At 36.0% G+C, this 17303-nt stretch carries 13 protein-coding genes and 3 tRNA genes; 6 read left to right on the top strand and 10 right to left on the bottom strand.

All coding sequences use genetic code 11. From position 1 onward, the window contains the following. The first annotated feature begins 12 nt into the window (after positions 1-12). Genes AEQSU_RS14005 through AEQSU_RS13995 form a run of 3 tightly spaced genes read left to right on the top strand, consistent with a single transcriptional unit; the run spans position 13 to position 4758 of the window. Positions 13-1494, top strand: a complete 1482-nt coding sequence (locus AEQSU_RS14005; RefSeq protein ID WP_014783531.1) for a proton-conducting transporter transmembrane domain-containing protein — start codon at positions 13-15, stop codon at positions 1492-1494. Next, on the top strand, positions 1491-3881 hold the full coding sequence (locus tag AEQSU_RS14000) for a DUF2309 domain-containing protein (protein ID WP_014783530.1): 2391 nt from the start codon (positions 1491-1493) through the stop codon (positions 3879-3881). The genes AEQSU_RS14005 and AEQSU_RS14000 overlap by 4 nt, the downstream gene beginning before the upstream one ends. 16 nt (positions 3882-3897) lie before the next feature. Next, the gene (locus AEQSU_RS13995) at positions 3898-4758 is read left to right on the top strand and encodes a DUF6671 family protein (RefSeq protein ID WP_014783529.1); all 861 of its coding nucleotides are present in this window, start codon (positions 3898-3900) and stop codon (positions 4756-4758) included. A gap of 11 nt (positions 4759-4769) precedes the next feature. Here AEQSU_RS13995 and AEQSU_RS13990 read toward each other — a convergent pair whose 3' ends face one another. After that, positions 4770-5693: a LysR substrate-binding domain-containing protein gene (locus AEQSU_RS13990; RefSeq protein WP_014783528.1), complete on the bottom strand. Its 924-nt coding sequence runs from the start codon at positions 5691-5693 to the stop codon at positions 4770-4772. Positions 5694-5783: 90 nt separating this feature from the next. Here AEQSU_RS13990 and AEQSU_RS13985 point away from each other — a divergent pair, with 90 nt between their 5' ends. Further along, positions 5784-6062, top strand: a complete 279-nt coding sequence (locus AEQSU_RS13985) for a hypothetical protein (protein WP_014783527.1) — start codon at positions 5784-5786, stop codon at positions 6060-6062. Positions 6063-6104: 42 nt separating this feature from the next. On the opposite strand, the gene AEQSU_RS13980 is transcribed toward AEQSU_RS13985, so the two are convergent. The 7 genes from AEQSU_RS13980 to AEQSU_RS13950 form a co-directional block, all read right to left on the bottom strand. Then, positions 6105-6178, bottom strand: a tRNA-Arg gene (locus AEQSU_RS13980). A gap of 131 nt (positions 6179-6309) precedes the next feature. Further along, a tRNA-Pro gene (locus tag AEQSU_RS13975) sits at positions 6310-6384 on the bottom strand. A 57-nt stretch (positions 6385-6441) separates the two neighbouring features. After that, positions 6442-6525: transfer RNA gene (locus AEQSU_RS13970), tRNA-Ser, on the bottom strand. Positions 6526-6678: 153 nt separating this feature from the next. Next, complete coding sequence (locus AEQSU_RS13965) at positions 6679-7845, bottom strand: THUMP-like domain-containing protein (protein WP_014783526.1); 1167 nt, start codon at positions 7843-7845, stop codon at positions 6679-6681. A gap of 2 nt (positions 7846-7847) precedes the next feature. Then, positions 7848-8942 (bottom strand): AI-2E family transporter, encoded by a 1095-nt coding sequence (locus AEQSU_RS13960; RefSeq protein ID WP_342626244.1) that lies wholly within the window; start codon positions 8940-8942, stop codon positions 7848-7850. Positions 8943-9028: 86 nt separating this feature from the next. Further along, positions 9029-9364: a hypothetical protein gene (locus AEQSU_RS13955; protein ID WP_014783524.1), complete on the bottom strand. Its 336-nt coding sequence runs from the start codon at positions 9362-9364 to the stop codon at positions 9029-9031. A gap of 3 nt (positions 9365-9367) precedes the next feature. Further along, positions 9368-10012: a DUF4159 domain-containing protein gene (locus tag AEQSU_RS13950; RefSeq protein ID WP_014783523.1), complete on the bottom strand. Its 645-nt coding sequence runs from the start codon at positions 10010-10012 to the stop codon at positions 9368-9370. Positions 10013-10123: 111 nt separating this feature from the next. Between AEQSU_RS13950 and AEQSU_RS13945 the strand changes: the two genes are divergently transcribed. Next, positions 10124-10900 (top strand): DUF1223 domain-containing protein, encoded by a 777-nt coding sequence (locus AEQSU_RS13945; protein WP_014783522.1) that lies wholly within the window; start codon positions 10124-10126, stop codon positions 10898-10900. 66 nt (positions 10901-10966) lie between these two features. Here the strand turns inward: AEQSU_RS13945 and AEQSU_RS13940 are convergent, their stop codons facing one another. Together AEQSU_RS13940 and tsaD are read right to left on the bottom strand one after the other, a co-directional pair. Next, positions 10967-11677 (bottom strand): 16S rRNA (uracil(1498)-N(3))-methyltransferase, encoded by a 711-nt coding sequence (locus tag AEQSU_RS13940; protein ID WP_014783521.1) that lies wholly within the window; start codon positions 11675-11677, stop codon positions 10967-10969. 34 nt (positions 11678-11711) lie between these two features. After that, complete coding sequence (gene tsaD, locus AEQSU_RS13935) at positions 11712-12734, bottom strand: tRNA (adenosine(37)-N6)-threonylcarbamoyltransferase complex transferase subunit TsaD (protein ID WP_014783520.1); 1023 nt, start codon at positions 12732-12734, stop codon at positions 11712-11714. A 163-nt stretch (positions 12735-12897) separates the two neighbouring features. On the opposite strand from tsaD, the gene AEQSU_RS13930 reads away from it, so the two are divergent. Further along, positions 12898-17223: a translocation/assembly module TamB domain-containing protein gene (locus AEQSU_RS13930; protein ID WP_157429288.1), complete on the top strand. Its 4326-nt coding sequence runs from the start codon at positions 12898-12900 to the stop codon at positions 17221-17223. Positions 17224-17303 lie beyond the last annotated feature (80 nt).

Below are 17303 nucleotides of genomic sequence, written 5' to 3'. Positions count from 1 at the left end.
ACTTTGAAAATTATGCAGGCCATCCTGAATCAATCAAATTTAAAACAAACGCTTCCAAAACAAAAATCATTTCATCTTTCTAAAATTTACACAATCGTTCCCATCTTTCTCTGGGTTCTGTTTTTCACAAATCTCTTCACAATTCTATATTACTTACCTAATACTATTTTGTGGCAATGGAACGATATTTTTAAAATAAATGGTTTTACCATTTTAATCTGGACAACCGTAACATTTTTTAGCGCCATTGTAAGTACTTATGCACGGAATTATTTAAATGGTTTTACGTATCATCTAAGTTTTACAATAAACAGTTTAGGTTTTTTATTCTCCGTAATGCTTTTACTAATGTCCAACCACATACTTCTCTTTGTAAGTTCTTGGTTGTTTATGGGAATCTTTATGGCCAAACTAATCGGGATAAACAAATCTTGGGCTGAAGCTAGGGAAGCAGCCAGATATGCCCAAAAATTCTTTTTACTGGGTACTTTTTTTCTTGGAGCAGGATTGCTGCTATTGGCAACACAAACAAATATGTATTATATAGATGGCATAATTCAAAACCTTAGTTCACTTCCAACCTATATAACTGTAATGGCAGCCATCTTTATAATTATGGCAGCGATAATACAATCAGCTATGTATCCATTTCAGCGCTGGTTGCTATCGGCAATGACTTCTCCTACACCTGCTTCTGCACTTATGCACGCTGGATTTGTAAATGGTGCAGGAATTCTACTTGCATTTTTTTCTACCTTATTTTTTGAATCACATACCTTTACGCTTCTTTTTATAATTGGAGGAATTACTGCTGTAACCGCACAGTTTACAAAACTGTTGCAAGTAAATGTGAAGCAAAAATTAGCTTGTTCCACAATTGCCCAGATGGGATTTATGATAATGCAGTGTGGCTTAGGTTTCTTTAATGCAGCCGTTGCACACCTTATTTTACACGGGTTTTATAAAGCATATTTATTTCTTTCAGCGGGAGAGGAAATTAAAAACACCAATCCCGTTAAGCCATATAAAATAGTAATCACACCAGTACAGGCCTTGGTAGTTCTAATCTTTGGAGCTATTGGTGCGGTGCTTTTTTCTTATCTCACGGGAAAAAGCACTTCTATGGACAGTGGAATTATCTTAACCCTCATTGTTGCAATAACCGTTGGACAAGTAACCTATAATATTGTGAAACAGGAAATTTTCAATTCTTTTCAAAAAATAATTTATCCAATATTACTTTTTACAGTGGGTATAATTCTCTATGCATTACTCTACAATGCGGTGACATTTTTAATGGGAACTATGCCGATGGTCGATGCAGCTTTGCCAATTTCTGCCACACATATAATATTTGGAATCATTTTTCTAATCGGTTTCTTCATAATGAAACTGGGTATTTACAGAAGATGGCCTTGGCTTTATGCAAAACTGTTGAATGACTCACAACCTTATAAAAAATCTATTTTAACTTCAAATAAAAAATCTTTATGATTAATTCAAAATTGCAGCAAAGTCTTAATGAAGCTTCAGAAATTGTAGGAATCACATGGCCACTTTATTCTTTTGTAACTTCCAATCCGTTGGTTGGGTTTGAAAAGAATCATTTTTCTGAAGCAGTAAACCAAGCAGAAACTCTTTTTGGAGCAAGATCTTTTCCAGAAGTTTCTTTGTATCGTCAAGCTTTGCAAAACAATGAAATTCAAGAAAGCGAGGTAGCCAATTTGCTGAAAGAAAACGGATTTGAAATTACGCCTTCGGAATCCTTAAAGCAAATGGAGATTGAAACAGTTACTGCTAAAAGAAACCACGATTCAAATCTCGATCGAATTGTTTCAAAATGGCTCGCTGCCTTCATGGACGAAGGATTGGCGGAGTGGGAAATGCCGAATAAAAGCGATGGATTCTATAATTCCTGGAGAAAATTGGCAAAATATGATTCTGAAATAAAAGTTCGAAATACTAACGAAATACCGTCAACAGCGGCTGAAGCACTTGAAAGTTTGCTGAAAGATTGTTCACAAGAGGAAAATCTAGCAATATTCAAACATCATTTGGCAGCACTTCCGGGTTGGACGGGCTATATAAAGCACAGAAATGAAAACCATACGGCTTGGCATAAAGAATATCCAATAACCTTGCTGGACTACTTGGCCGTAAGACTTTTTATTGCGAAACAATTAGGGGTAGCGTTTCTTCCGAATAATACTTCTTCTAGAGAACAATTAAAAACCGTAGCGCTTCGTCTTCTTTGGTTAAAAGCTTGGGAAGCTAGTTGGCAGAAACAAATGGCGAATACGTTAGAAAAAAACAACATTAAATTAAAATCTAAAATTTCCAACAAACAAATTCCCGATGCACAATTCGCACTTTGCATCGACACCCGTTCGGAATCGATGAGAAGGCATATTGAAAACGTGGGTAACTACGAAACCTTCGGTTATGCAGGTTTCTTCGGAATTGCGATGGATTATAAAAACGAAAATGACGGTCTTGTTCGCAAATCGTGTCCGCCAATTTTAGGATCGGCTTATATTGTTTCAGAAATTCCACAGAAAAGCAAAACTGAACAAGCTGAAAAATTTGCCAAAAAAATTCAAATGAAAAATTTTAACGAATATTTCTTTCGAAGGCTAAAGAATATGCTTCCATCAGCTTTTGGTTATGTGGAAGGTTCTGGTATTTTTTACGGTTTTTCGTTAGTTGGTAGAACATTATTTTCAGGCTATAATTACCGAAAAATTAATTTGAAAGCAACCGATTACGAAGGAATATACCAACCAAAAATAAACAAGTGTTCCGAAGAAAACCACGAACATCTTGATATTCCATTGGATGAAAAAGTTGCAATAGTAAAAGGAGCGTTTGACCTTACAGGATGGAAAACCTTTGCACCGGTAGTACTTTTTGTAGGCCACGGAAGCCATACTGCAAACAATCCTTTTGGTTCCAGTTTAGATTGTGGCGCGTGTGCCGCGAGTCCAGGAAGACACAATGCGAGAATGTTTGCCAAATTGGCCAATTTGGAAGATGTGCGTAAAACCTTAATGGAGAAATATGCAATTGAAATTCCACCGGACACCGTTTTTATTGGAGCCGAGCACAACACAACAACGGATGAAATTGTAATCTTTGATGCCGACATTCCAAACATTCAGAATAAAGCATTGCAAAAGATAAAGGCTAACCTCGCCAAAGCACAAGAAAATGCTACAGCAGAACGTCTTAATAACACCAAAAAAAGTATATCGCAGGCACAGCGCAACGCAAATAATTGGTCTGAAACCAGACCAGAATGGGGACTTGCCAAAAATTCAAGTTTTCTTATCGCACCACGTTCATTGACGAAAAATCTAAACCTCGATGGTCGTTATTTTTTACATTCCTATAATTGGGAGCAAGATTTAGAAGGCGCCGCGCTGGAAGCAATAATGCAAGGCCCGATGGTGGTTACTCAATGGATTAACAGTCACTATTACTTTTCAACTGTTGATAATGAAACTTTTGGGGGTGGTTCAAAAATAACGCATAATATAACCGGGAAATATGGAGTGGTTCAAGGTAACGGTGGTGATTTAAAAACAGGTCTTCCGTTAGAATCCGTAAAACAAAGCGATACTGAAATGTACCATCAACCATTGCGATTATCAGTGATTATACAAGCGCCGATTGAGAATATTGAAAATATTTTAAATAAGAATGAAAATTTGAAAAGTTTAATGAACAATGAATGGATTTATTTAATGGTAATGGATCCAAAGGATTGTAACCGTATCAAAAGATATTCAAAAGGAATGATATGGAATCCTGTACTATCTTTTGACGTGAACACTAAAAAGGACGAGGTTTTAAATAAAGTTGAAGTTGCGACTGCGGTTTAAAATAATCATTTTTTGAATGAAAAAATATAGGGGTTTTCAAATTTTTAAAAATAGGCGAGTGGTAATAGCCACTATGCATTCTAAGGAAAAAGTAATTGCACCCTTGCTAGAAGCTGAATTCACAATGAAATGTATAGTACCGAAGGGATTTAACACGGATCAATTTGGCACTTTTAGTGGCGAAATTAAACGCGTTAAAAGCCCCTTGGAAACCGCTCGCGCAAAAGCTTTCGCGGCACTTTTAGACTGCAAAGAAACGTTGGCGATAGCGAGTGAAGGTTCTTTCGGGCCACATCCAGAGAGTCCATTTATTACTGGAAACGAGGAGTTGGTAGTTTTTATAGATTTAGAAAATAACTTCGAAATTATAGGGCGCCATTTTACTGAGAAGACCAATTTCAATCATCAAAAAGTTGAAAATTTAAATGATTTAGCAGAGTTTACGGAACATATCGGTTTCCCTGAACATGGAATTATTTTAAAGGAAGTAGATAAAGATAATTCAGAAAATATTTATAAGGATTTTAAGGATTTCATTTTATTAAAAAAAAAGGTTTTGGAATTATTGGATAAGGGCAAGACGATTAACGCAGAAACCGATATGCGGGCAATGAATAACTCAACCCGAATGCTTGCAATAGGTTTGGCTACGAAAAACTTGTTAGATACTATAAATTCTCTTTGTCCAGAGTGTAATGCTCCAGGCTTTTCCATAATCCAAGCATTGCGCGGCTTACGCTGTCAGTTATGCAATTTGCCTACCAAAGGAGTGAAGACATATGTTTATTCATGCCAAAAATGTAATTTTAGTTGTGAGCGAAACAAGCTTGGCACACATTTTCAGGATCCCACGTTTTGCGATTATTGTAACCCTTAATATTATTTTAATTAGTAGTCTTCCAGCCACTTATAATTAGTATTTATAACCTCGTCAATATTATTTGTTAAAAAGTCTAAGTAGGCTAGGGCAGCGGGAGAAAATTTCTTCCCTTTTAACCATATTAAATTCCAAGCAGTTTTTATGGGAAGACCTTTTACAGGAACAATTTCTATTTCGTTTTTATTCAATTCATTTTTTAAGCCAATTAAAGGCATAATGCTAAATCCCAGACCAGCTAAAACTGCTTGCTTAACGGCTTCGTTGGAGGTGAGTTGTGTTTTTTTATAAATTTTAATCTGTTTATTGGCAATAAATCTTTCCATAGATTGGCGTGTTGCAGAGCCTTCCTCCCGATAAATCCACGGTAAATTTTCGAACGTTTTTCTTTTATCTTTTAAAATTGGTTTGGCTAATTCTGGGTTTGCCACGAGAAATAATTTATTTTCCATAAGGGTTATTTTCTCAACTTTTAAGTTGTCTGGTAAAACCGAAACCAACGCAAAATCTACTTCGTTTTTTTCAAGAGACTCCAAAACTTGATAGCGATTTGTAACGTCCATTACAAGATCTACTCCATTATGCTGCTTTAAAAATGAAGAGAGAAAAAAGGGCATCACATATTTTCCCGTAGAAACAACGGCAATTGTCAATCTTCCAGTAAGTTGGCCTTTGAAAGCAGGGCCTTTGTGCTTCATTGTTTCCACTTCTGCTAAAATACGTTTGGCAGCTTCTGCAATTTCTTCACCAAAATTAGTCACATAAAGTTGCCTTCCAATCACTTCTGTTAAAGGAATTTCAAACTGATCCTGGAAATTTTTAAGTTGAATAGATACCGCAGGCTGAGTTAAGTAAAGGGCTTCAGCGGCTTTGGTAATACTTTTAAATTCTGTTATTTTCAAAAATATATTGAGCTGATTCAGTGTATAATTCATAAAATAATTTTATTGATTGCATAGTAAATATAAATAAAAATATATGACAAAACATCTTCATATTTGTAAGAAGAAATAAAAAATAAATTGATGAATAAAGAGGCAATAGTAGATTTAATAAAAGGAGAATTTACCCCAGACGAGGCTACAGAAATATTATTTTCAATTATTGGAGATAAGATTCGCTTTAATAATCGTCAGATTTTTAGTCTTGAAGTGCGCAATATAGGAAACCCCGAAAAGTATAAGACACGCTTGGAAGAACTCAAGGTTTCAAAAGAGATAGTTTCAAAACTAATTCAAAATGCGAAAAAAGACAATTGTATGATTGAAATTAATAGCACCATATTAATTAAGATTAATCAATAGAATTACTAAAAACAAAAAATCCCCTTGGTAGGGGATTATCTGTGATCGCAGAAGGATTCGAACCTTCGACCGCCTGCTTAGAAGGCAGGTGCTCTATCCAGCTGAGCTATGCGACCATTATTGCTATAATTTTATTCTTAATTATCATAGAACCTTTCAATTGTTAATTGTAGTGCTCTATCCTCCCGATAGCTATACGACTATTAAAAATAAAAAAGCCGAACAATTTAAATTGTCCGGCTTTTTGTCGGGGTGGCAGGATTCGAACCTGCGACCTCCTGCTCCCAAAGCAGGCGCGATAACCGGGCTACGCTACACCCCGTGAACAGCAATAAATATTATTCACTGTAATTTTGGAGTTTTTATAAACTCTATAATGCGGAGAGACAGGGACTCGAACCCTGGCGACGGTTACCCGTCGACAGATTAGCAATCTGCTCCGTTACCACTCCGGCACCTCTCCAGTTTTTGTATGAACTTAACACCCTAAAATGCGGTTGCAAATGTAAGTTTTCAATTGTAATAACGCAAACAAAAAATAGTCTTTTTTTTAGATAAATTTTAAAGTCATTAAAATCAAGTAAATGCCATGTAAAATAATTCAGAAAAAATCGTTTTAAATCTTAGAACACACCAACATTACCTTCTTATCCTCCAAATTGGTCACAAAAAATAAATAAACATTCCCGCCATCAGAAAGTTTCCATTTTTTGCGAAGTGCTTCCACGGATTCAGGAAAGTTTCGGGTGGCAACATTTGCCTTTTTTAATTTGATGGCTGAACGCGTTTCAGATTTAGTGTAAGGAACTGTTTCTTCAATCCTAAAACGTCTTCCGGGGAAATCTATCAAAGTGTCCTTTGTGTATAAATGTGTGTTTTTATGAAGTTTATTCACTTTTAATTTTTCTGAAACTAAATCAAAAGCGCCACTTTTTAAAATGGCGGCATTAGGTTCAAATAAATATTTTTGTGGCAAGCTGTAATTTGCTGCAGTGGTTTCATTTAAATTGAAATCAAAGGTCTCATTCTCAGTTTTTGTGAAATTGATTGTCTTGATTTTTGGCGAATTCGAAGCATCTTTTTGTAGCAACCACAGTAGTTCTTTCACTTCATTTTCAACCGCAACAATGTGAATCTCTGAAACGTGTTTCAACTCATTCAACCCTATTGAAATATCCAGCATAGGTGAAGTTTTCAGAAGAAATTGATTGCATTGGTTTAATAGTTCAGAAATATTCTCGGGTATATTGGGCTGACAATCTTTTAAAAAGAAAACTTTCCCTTTACTGTCGTGGCGACGTGAAGGATCTGCGTAAATCACATCGCAATTTGTCTTTAAAACAGCTTTTAAGCCATCTTCTGAGGAACAAGTTACTTGCCTTTTAAAGACTTCAAAATTGTGCTTTGCGATTTCTGAAAGCGTTTCGTTTGTTTCGAAATGATGAACGCTCGAAAATTTTTCAGCAAAGAAAAAACTGTCAACCCCAAATCCACCAGTTATATCTGCAAACGATTTACCTTTTACTAACGAAGCCTTGTATTTCGCGGTTATTTCGGAAGAAGTTTGTTCTAGATTTAGTTTTGGAGGATATAAAATATTTGGTGTTTTAAACCACGTTGGCAACTTCTTTTCAGTCTTTTTTCGGCTTTCAATTTGTTGCATTAACTCTTGAACCGAAATTTCTTCAAAAGGACTTCCTGCGAAAGCAAGTTTAGATAATTCACCTTCAAAATTTCTGATAAAACCTTGTACTTCCGAATTTAAGAGAGCTTTATTAAACAACTTTACAAATTTTTTGTAAGACGTTTCACTACCTTATATTCAGAAAGAAATTCTTGAGCAATTACCTTTAAGGCAGTATAAGTAGGAACAGCAAGTATCATACCTGGAATCCCAAAAAGATAGCCTCCAACTAAAATGGATAGAAAAATTTCAAGAGGATGGGAGCGAACACTATGTCCAAAAATAACAGGTTGTGATATAAAATTATCAAATAGCTGTGCAATTGCATAGCCTATAGAAGCAATTATCAATAGTGGTAAAAGTCCTGAGGAAAAATCTGCACCAAGGTTATTGGAGACAATTACGAGCAACATAAGTCCCCAGCCGATTAGCGGTCCAAGATAAGGTACGATATTCAGGAAAGCACAAATTAAGGCAACTGCTACAGCATCTGTGACATCTAAATAAAGTAGCAATACTGAATAAAAAAGAGCCAGAATGAAAATTTGAAGCAACAAACCAATGAAATATCTAGAAAGTAATTCCTTGATTTTAATCAATATGCGTTTAAATTTTTGTTCATTCTCATTTTTCGCAAAAGATAAAACAGCACGAGCTAACAAGTATTCGTCTTTCAAAAGAAAGAAGGAAATAAATAAAACCGAAAAGATTCCAACAACAGTGCTTCCAATATTACTGAAGAAAATATCAATAAAACTTGGAATGATTTCCACATTTGCATTTTGGACGTAAGAAGAGCGTTTTATTGCTTCAACCAACTGAAAATGATCCACACCCAAATAATCGCTGGCTTGAACGTTTAGCTCGTTCAAATCACGTTTTACCTGTTCAAAATCTATTTGGGAAATGTGTTTGCCTTGTTCAATAACAATGGGTACAAAGATTTTGAGAACTAAACTGAAAGTGAAAATGATCAAGAGAAGCGTTACAACTGAAGACAGTGTATTCCCGAATTTAAATCTTCTTCTTAAAAAAAGTACAACCGGAAGCCCAATTAAAGAAAGAACAAGAGCTAAGCCTATGTAGAGTATGAGCGCCTGGATTTTATACAAAAACCAAACTAAAACGAAAATGCCCAGCATTACTGCTAGTGCTCTTAAAATACCGAGGGTTATTGCTTTTGCGGTGATCTTCACGACGTAAATATACTATATTTCGAGTTGCGAAAAATGAAAATTTTGTTAACTGTGCTTGATGTTGGATGACAGTTGACAGAAGGAATTTATTTCCGTGAAATCATCACTTTGTTAAAATTACTAGCCTTTTTAAAGGAGTCAAAATAAATCCAGATTGGAATTGTAATAGAAAGTATGGCAATAAAACCGAACATAAAGATTGTGCCAGTTAGCAACATACCTAATGCGAGTGAAAATAAGCCTATAAATATAGAGGGTTGAGCAAATAAACGATTGATGTGTTTTTTCTCAAGCGTTCCACAGTGTGAGCAACGGTTGTTAATTTCATCACCAACCTCCGTTTGAAGTTTAAATCTATTGGTAGCCTTCGTTTTTAGATAGTTCTTTTTATTGCAGGATTTACAGTAATAACTCAATCTCATAACTTAATTTTCAAAAACGTACTTAACAATATTTGCACCCATTTGCAAAGCTTTAAGCCTAACTTCCTGCGGATCGTTATGAACTTCTGGGTTTTCCCAACCATCGCCTAAATCTGTTTCAAAAGTGTAGAGCAGAACCAATCTGTCATCCACAAATATTCCAAACGACAGTGGCGGTCCGCCATCGTGTTCGTGAATTTTGGGCATTCCCTGTGGAAATTTGTAGAAATAACTAAACATTGGATAATTGGCTGGAAGCTCTTTCAATTCTTTATTCGGAAATATTTTTACGATTTCTTTCCGGATATATTCGTCCATTCCGTAGTTGTCGTCTATATGAAGAAAACCGCCGCTCATCAAGTAATTTCTAAGGTTTTCAGCTTCTTCGGAAGAAAAGAAAACGTTTCCGTGGCCCGTCATATATACAAAGGGATAATCGAAAATATCCACGCTTCCAGGTGTTACTGTTGCTGGTTTGGCTTTTATTGCGGTGTTTATATGTTCATTACAGAATTTCGTCAAATTGGGTAGCGAAGTAGGATTTGCATACCAATCGCCACCGCCGCCATATTGCAATAGGGCGATTTCTTGGGCTGAAATGCTACCGATGAAAGCAAAACATAGGATAGTAAAAAGTGTTTTCCGCATAGATTTTCAAAAGTACAAATTCAGAAAGAATAAATATGATAAACAATTTTCGAAAAATATAGATTTGTAAGTTTTTAGAAAACTAGCAGACAAACTTGCCAAATCATTTATATGAAAAGTCTAGCACAACTGCTCATTTTTCCTCTTCTTTTTGGAATGTGTTTTTTCAATAATGAATCCGATAAATCCTTGGGAACGGTAGAAAAAAACACGAAAATTTCAGGAAATAAACCTTTTGCCATTGTTCAGCTTTTCACTTCACAAGGTTGCAGCAGTTGTCCCAGCGCCGATGTGCTTCTGGAAAAAGTAGAGAAGGAATATGAAGGTAAAAACGTTTTTGTGCTTTCCTATCACGTTGATTATTGGAACCGTTTGGGTTGGAAAGACGTTTTCAGCAAAAAGGATTTTTCAGATATGCAGTACAGTTACAGTGGAAAATTTGGCGGTTCAAATGTTTATACGCCTCAAGCAGTGGTAAATGGCGATGTTCATTTTGTGGGTTCAAGTGAAGCAAAAATGAATGGTTATCTCTCAAAGTTTCTAAAATTGAATGCTGAAAATACAATCCTTCTTTCTAACGTAAAACAGAACGGGGACCAAATTACCTTTAACTATAAAATAGAAGGTACTATTTCCGGAAAAGATTTAAAAGTTGCCCTTGCTATCGAAAAAAAAGAAACTAATGTGAAACGCGGTGAAAATAGTGGGAGAAAGCTTTCCAGTGTAAATATTGTGGTAGAACAGTTGGAAATTCCATTGACCGAAACCGAAGGAAGAGGAAGCATCATAATTCCAGGTTTGGTAGAAAATGGAGATCCACTTACTTTAATTGGTTTTACCCAATCCAAAAACTTTGACATTACCGCTGCTACACAGCAAAAAATATAAGTAAGGCCTAACAGGTTTATCCTCCAATTTTGAGGCTTAGGCTAAAAAATTGAAATCTGTTAGGTTTTATTCATTTTTAAAAGCCACGCTATGGCAAGCTACTATCGCCGCGGTTTCCGTTCGCAAGCGGCTCTCGCCTAGAGTTACTGGAATATACCCCGACATTTTTGCAAGTTCAATTTCTTCAGAAGAAAAATCGCCTTCGGGGCCGATAAGAATTGTAATTTTCTGATTTTTATTTATAACTGATTTCAAGGATTTTTTATCGGTTTCTTCGCAATGTGCGATACACTTTAAACCTTCGGAACTCTTTTCTGAATTTATAAAATCCTTAAATGAAACTGCTTCATTCAAAACTGGCAAATAGGCTTTAAGCGATTGCTTCATGGCACTTTGCAAGATTTTCTCGTAGCGATCTGGTTTTATAGTTTTTCGTTCGCTGTGGGCGCAAATAATTGGTGTGATTTCTGAAATACCAATCTCTGTGGCTTTCTCCAAAAACCATTCGTAGCGATCATTTAACTTAGTTGGTGCAACCGCCAAGTGAAGCTGATAGGACATTGGTGGCTGAATTTCTTCAGAAATAATTTTCACCAAACATCCTTTTGGGTTTGCATTTGTAATTTCAGCATTAAAAAAAGAACCTTTGCCATTTGTTATTTTGAAATCATCGCCATCCTTCATTCGTAAAACTTTTACGATATGGCGGCTTTCTTCTTTATCAAAAGTTACTTCTTTTGAATTATTTGAAATGTTTGGATTGTAGAAAAGTTGCATTTACTTCAGTTATATTTTTATATTGAAAACTCGCTCAAAACTTCATCCGCGCAGAAGCCACAACATCACTCTCGGCAAAACTTCCATCTTTAAATTTCAACTCACCCACAATGGCGATCATTGCCGCATTATCTGTACAAAACTCAAATTTTGGGATGTGAGTTGTCCAGCCGTATTTAGTTTCAGCTTCTTTTAAAGCGGTGCGAATACCACTGTTTGCTGAAACTCCGCCGCCAATAGCTATTTCTTTTATACCTGTTTTCTTTACTGCGTTTTTCAGCTTGTCCATTAAATAATCGACGATTGTAAACTGAAGGCTTGCACAAATATCTTCTATGTTTTCAGCAATAAAATCTGAGTTTTTGGCTACTTCCTTTTCAACAAAATAAAGCACCGAAGTCTTCAACCCACTAAAACTAAAATCCAACGGATTCACTTTTGGTTTTGGAAATTTGAAAGCTTTTGGGTTTCCTTGTTGGGCGTACTTATCCACCAAAGGACCACCAGGATAGGGGAGTCCGAGTATTTTTGCACTTTTATCAAATGCTTCGCCAACGGCATCATCTATGGTTTGGCCTATTATTTCCATTTCAAAATAATCGGTCACTTTTACAATCTGTGTATGACCACCGCTAATGGTCATCGCCAAAAAAGGGAAGTTTGGCGCGGTCTGTTCTTCGGCTTTAATAAAATGTGCCAAAATATGTGCCTGCATATGGTTTACATCTATCAACGGAATGCCCAAACCCATCGCCAAAGATTTTGAAAATGAGGTGCCTACAAGGAGCGAACCCATTAAGCCAGGTCCGCGCGTAAAAGCAATAGCAGATAACTGATTTTTGTCGATATTTGCCGTGCGCAACGCTTGGTGCACAACGGGAACAATATTTTGTTGATGTGCACGCGAAGCAAGCTCGGGAACCACCCCGCCATATTGTTCGTGAATTGCCTGTGTGGCAACAACATTGCTAAGGATTTCGCCGTTGTTGATTACGGCTGCAGCAGTGTCGTCGCAGGAAGATTCAATACCGAGAATGTAGCAGTTTTTTTGTGTCAAAGCAAAAGAGGTATATTTATTGGGTGTAAAATTAAAACTTTAAAAGCGTATCAAAAAACTTCGGAAAATAATAGTTCGCACCTTCGTAATCATTGTATTGCTGCTCGTACTTATAATAATTATTTTTTCTATTCCTTCCGTCCAGACTTGGGCTGCAAAAAAGGTGACCACCAATCTCAACGAAACTTACGGAACTGACATCAATATTAAACGTCTAGGCCTCAATTGGAAAGGCGAAGTTGACATCCGCGAAGTTTATATTGCAGATCATCATCAAGATACTTTGATTTATAGCAAGGAAGTTCAAACGAATATCATCAGCTTTCAGAATTTGATAAAAGGAGAGCTAGGTTTTGGAGATATTACGCTAGATCAGGCCAAACTCTACGTTAGAACCTACAAAGGCGAAGAATCTGACAACCTTTCCATTTTCTCCAAAAAGTTTGATACAGGCAAACCAAAAACAGCTCCTTTTTCACTTTTTAGTAATGATGTTCAATTAACGAATAGTATTGTTAAAATTACGAACGACAATCTTGAAAACCCCAATGTTTTCATATTGAATGATGTGAATCTTGTTGCAGATAATTTTAAAATTGATGACGTAAATGTGTACGCCAACATTAAAGAACTTTCTTTAGTAGCGGCACGAGGCATTACTATTAAGAATTTAAAAACAGATTTTTCATATACTGAAACGAATATTACCTTGAAAGATATGAATCTGGAAACCACAGAATCGCATATTATTGGTGATGTGGATTTGGATTATTCAAAAAGTGGATTTGTTGATTTTATAAATGATGTGGTAATTACCGCCAATTTGAAAGATTCAAATGTAGCAACAAACGATCTAAATGCTTTTTACAACGAATTTGGCCCAGATCAGCTGATTTTGTTGGATACGGAGCTTCAAGGAACTTTAAATAATTTTACGGCAAACAATTTAAGACTTCAAACTGGCGATACAGATATCCGTGGAGATTACGCTTTTCAGAATATTTTGGACACAGATAAAGAGTATGCTATAACTGCCAAAAACCACAACATATCAACAAACTATTATGACTTAAGAAGGTTTATGCCACGAGTTTTAGGCAATGTGGTTCCTGTTGAATTGAAGGAGCTAGGAAGTTTCAATCTATCCGGAAACACTACTATAATTGGTAATGAGTTAAATACAAAAAGCAATTTGCACAGCGGAATTGGCCAAGCTATAGTAGATTTGAAGATGGGTAACATCAACAATATTGATAATGCTTATTACAAAGGTAATGTAGTCTTAAAAGATTTTAATCTTGGAAAAATAGCCAGAACAACTTCCCTTGGAAGAATGACGGCAAATCTTGATTTTGATGGTCGTGGTTTTGATAAAAACACCGTGAATACTGAGGTTTCTGGAACGGTTTCTTCTTTTGATTTTGAAGGTTATAATTACCAAAACATCGTTGTTTCGGGGAATTTGAAAAATCCATTATTCAATGGAGAACTTTCTATTGATGATCCTAATTTAAAACTTCAGTTTAAAGGGTTGATTGATGCTTCGGCTGAAACAAATCATCTAGATTTTGAGGCGGATGTTGAATTTGCTGAATTAAACCAATTAAATCTTATAAAGCGAGATAGTATCTCCGTTTTCACAGGAAAAGTGGTTGTTGATATGGACGGTAAAACTATTGATGATGTTGTGGGAACTATCAATTTCAGCCAAACTTTTTACCAAAACGAACGCGATAACTTCTATTTTGATGATTTCACAGTAACTTCCACTTTTGACGGTCCTAAACGAACTATCGAAATAAATTCACCAGACATTATAAACGGGAAGATTTCAGGAGAATTTTTAATTGAAGATATTCCCAATCTTTTTCAAAACGGAATTGCGAGTATTTACGCCAATTACATTCCTCAGGAAGTGACCACCAATCAGTACATTGATTATGAATTTGTAGTTTACAATAAAATTGTAGATGTGTTTGTACCACAATTAAAGCTCGGGGACAACACGCGTATAAAGGGTTCTGTTTCGTCAGATGAATCGAAGTTTGAACTCAATTTCCGTTCGCCAGAAGTAATTATTTTGGATAATTACATAAGCAAACTTAACGTTCAGGTTGATAATGATAATCCACTGTATAACACATATATATCGGCAGATTCAGTTTATACAGGTTTTTATAATTTGAAGGATTTGAACATCATTAATAAAACCTTGAACGATACTATGTATATACGTTCAGAATTTAAAGGAGGAACGAAGAAAGAAGACCTTTTCAATCTTTCATTGTATCACACAATTAATCCAAAAGGGAAATCTGTTATTGGTGTAAAACGATCAGACATAACCTATAAAGGCAACGTTTGGTATCTAAATGAAAAGAACAATCGTCTAAACAAAGTAGTTTTCGATGATAATTTTAACGAAGTCCGAATAGATTCCTTGGTGCTAAGCCACAATGAACAATTGATTCAAATGGCGGGAGTGCTTCGTGATTCTACCTACAAAGATTTAAAAGTACGTTTTAAAGATGTAAATATTGGCGACGTTACGCCAGATATTGACAGCCTTCGTCTAAAGGGAAATATGAACGGAAGGTTTGATTTTATTCAGAAAAACGGAGCATATTATCCCAACAGTTCCGTTACCATTGATGATGTAAATATCAACGAAATTCCGTTTGGTAATTTAGATTTGAAAATTGACGGTAATGAAGATCTCACCAAATACAGAATAAATACTTCACTCACGAACAATAATGTGAAGTCAATAAACGCTGTTGGTGAGATAGATGTTTCCGCAAAAAACCCGCAAATACAGCTTAATGTGGATCTTAATCAATTCAACATGCAAGCCTTCAGTCTGTTTGGTGGTGACGTAATAACCGATATTCGTGGACTTATAACAGGAAATGCAAAAGTTTCTGGTAATTACAAATCCCCAGATATTTTGGGACGTTTTTCACTTGAAAATAGTGGATTGAAAGTTCCTTATTTAAACACTGATTTCGATATTGAAAACAATGCTCAGGTTATTGTGACCAAAAATAAACTGGAAATCAGCCGCACCGATATTACAGATACGAAATATGAAACCACTGGTATTTTCTACGGAAATGCGACGCACAATAATTTCGGAAGCTGGGAATTGAACCTACATATAGAAGCGCCGGACAGACTCTTAGTGTTAGACACGCCACCAGACGAGGACGCTTTATATTACGGAACAGCTTTTATAAGCGGACAAGCAGATATTGAAGGCCCAATTGATGAATTGGTTATAAATGTGGATGCGACCACTGAAAAAGGAACAACTTTTAAAATTCCTATTAGCGATACAGAATCTATTAGTGATGATTCTTTCGTGCATTTCCTTTCGCCAAAAGAAAAAGAAGCTCGTATAAATGGCGAAATTATCGATCCAAACGATTCAAAAGGATTATCTCTCAATTTTGACTTAGACATCAACAAAAACGCGGAAGTGGAAGTGGTAGTGGATAAAGTGAACAATTCCACTTTAAAAGGTCGCGGGGCGGGAATTCTTCTTATTGAAATAAATACAAACGGAAAGTTCCAAATGTATGGTGATTTTCAGGTGTTTGAAGGAGAATTTGATTTTAGATATGGAGGTGTAATTCAAAAGAATATTGGCGTAGTTCCCGGCGGAAATATAACGTGGGACGGCGCTCCAGAAAAGGCAAACCTAAATCTTAGTGCTGTTTATAAAACGGAGGCTAATCCTTCGATACTGCTGGATAATCCTTCCATAAACACAAAAATTCCAGTTGAAGTTTTTGTTGGATTAAATGGCGAACTTGCGCAACCCGAACTTAAATTTGATATTGATTTTCCAAGAGTAAGTTCTACTTTGAAAAGTGAGTTACAATACAAACTCCAAAATGAAGAGCAGAAGCAGCAACAAGCCATATTCCTATTGGCAACTGGATCTTTTGTGAATGACAACTACGGTGGTTCCAACGCTTTTGCAGGAACGGTGGCCGATAGGGTTTCAGGACTGGTAAATAATTTATTTGCAGATCAGGATGGTAAATTCAAGATTGGTTTGGACTATTCCGTTGGTAATAGAACTCCAAATCAGGAAACCGCAGATCGCGTTGGGCTTACGCTTTCCACTCAAATTAACGAGCGTATTCTAATTAATGGAAAAGTGGGTGTTCCCGTTGGAGGTGCAAATGAAACTGCTGTAGCGGGCGATATTGAGGTGCAATGGCTAATAAATGAAGATGGAAGCCTTCGTATGAAATTCTTTAACCGACAGGCAGATCTACAGTTTATTGGCGAGGACCAGATTTTTGAACAAGGAACCGGAATTTCATACTCCGTAGATTTCAATACGTTTCGGGAACTATATCAAAAGCTTTTCAACAAGAAAATGACTTTAGAATCTGAACTTCCCGTCGTTCCTGATGACAATACCTATCCAGTAGATTTTAAGCCGCAAGGAACAAAAACGGAAGAGGAAGGTGAGTAGTTTTTACTGACTTATATACATCAAAAAAACGAACTGTGAATATATCTCTAAACAATGCGTTTTTTTAATTTTGAAATTTT

The sequence above is a fragment of the Aequorivita sublithincola DSM 14238 genome, assembly GCF_000265385.1.
GTDB classification, from domain to species: domain Bacteria; phylum Bacteroidota; class Bacteroidia; order Flavobacteriales; family Flavobacteriaceae; genus Aequorivita; species Aequorivita sublithincola.
This window is presented reverse-complemented; position numbering and strand designations above follow the sequence as displayed.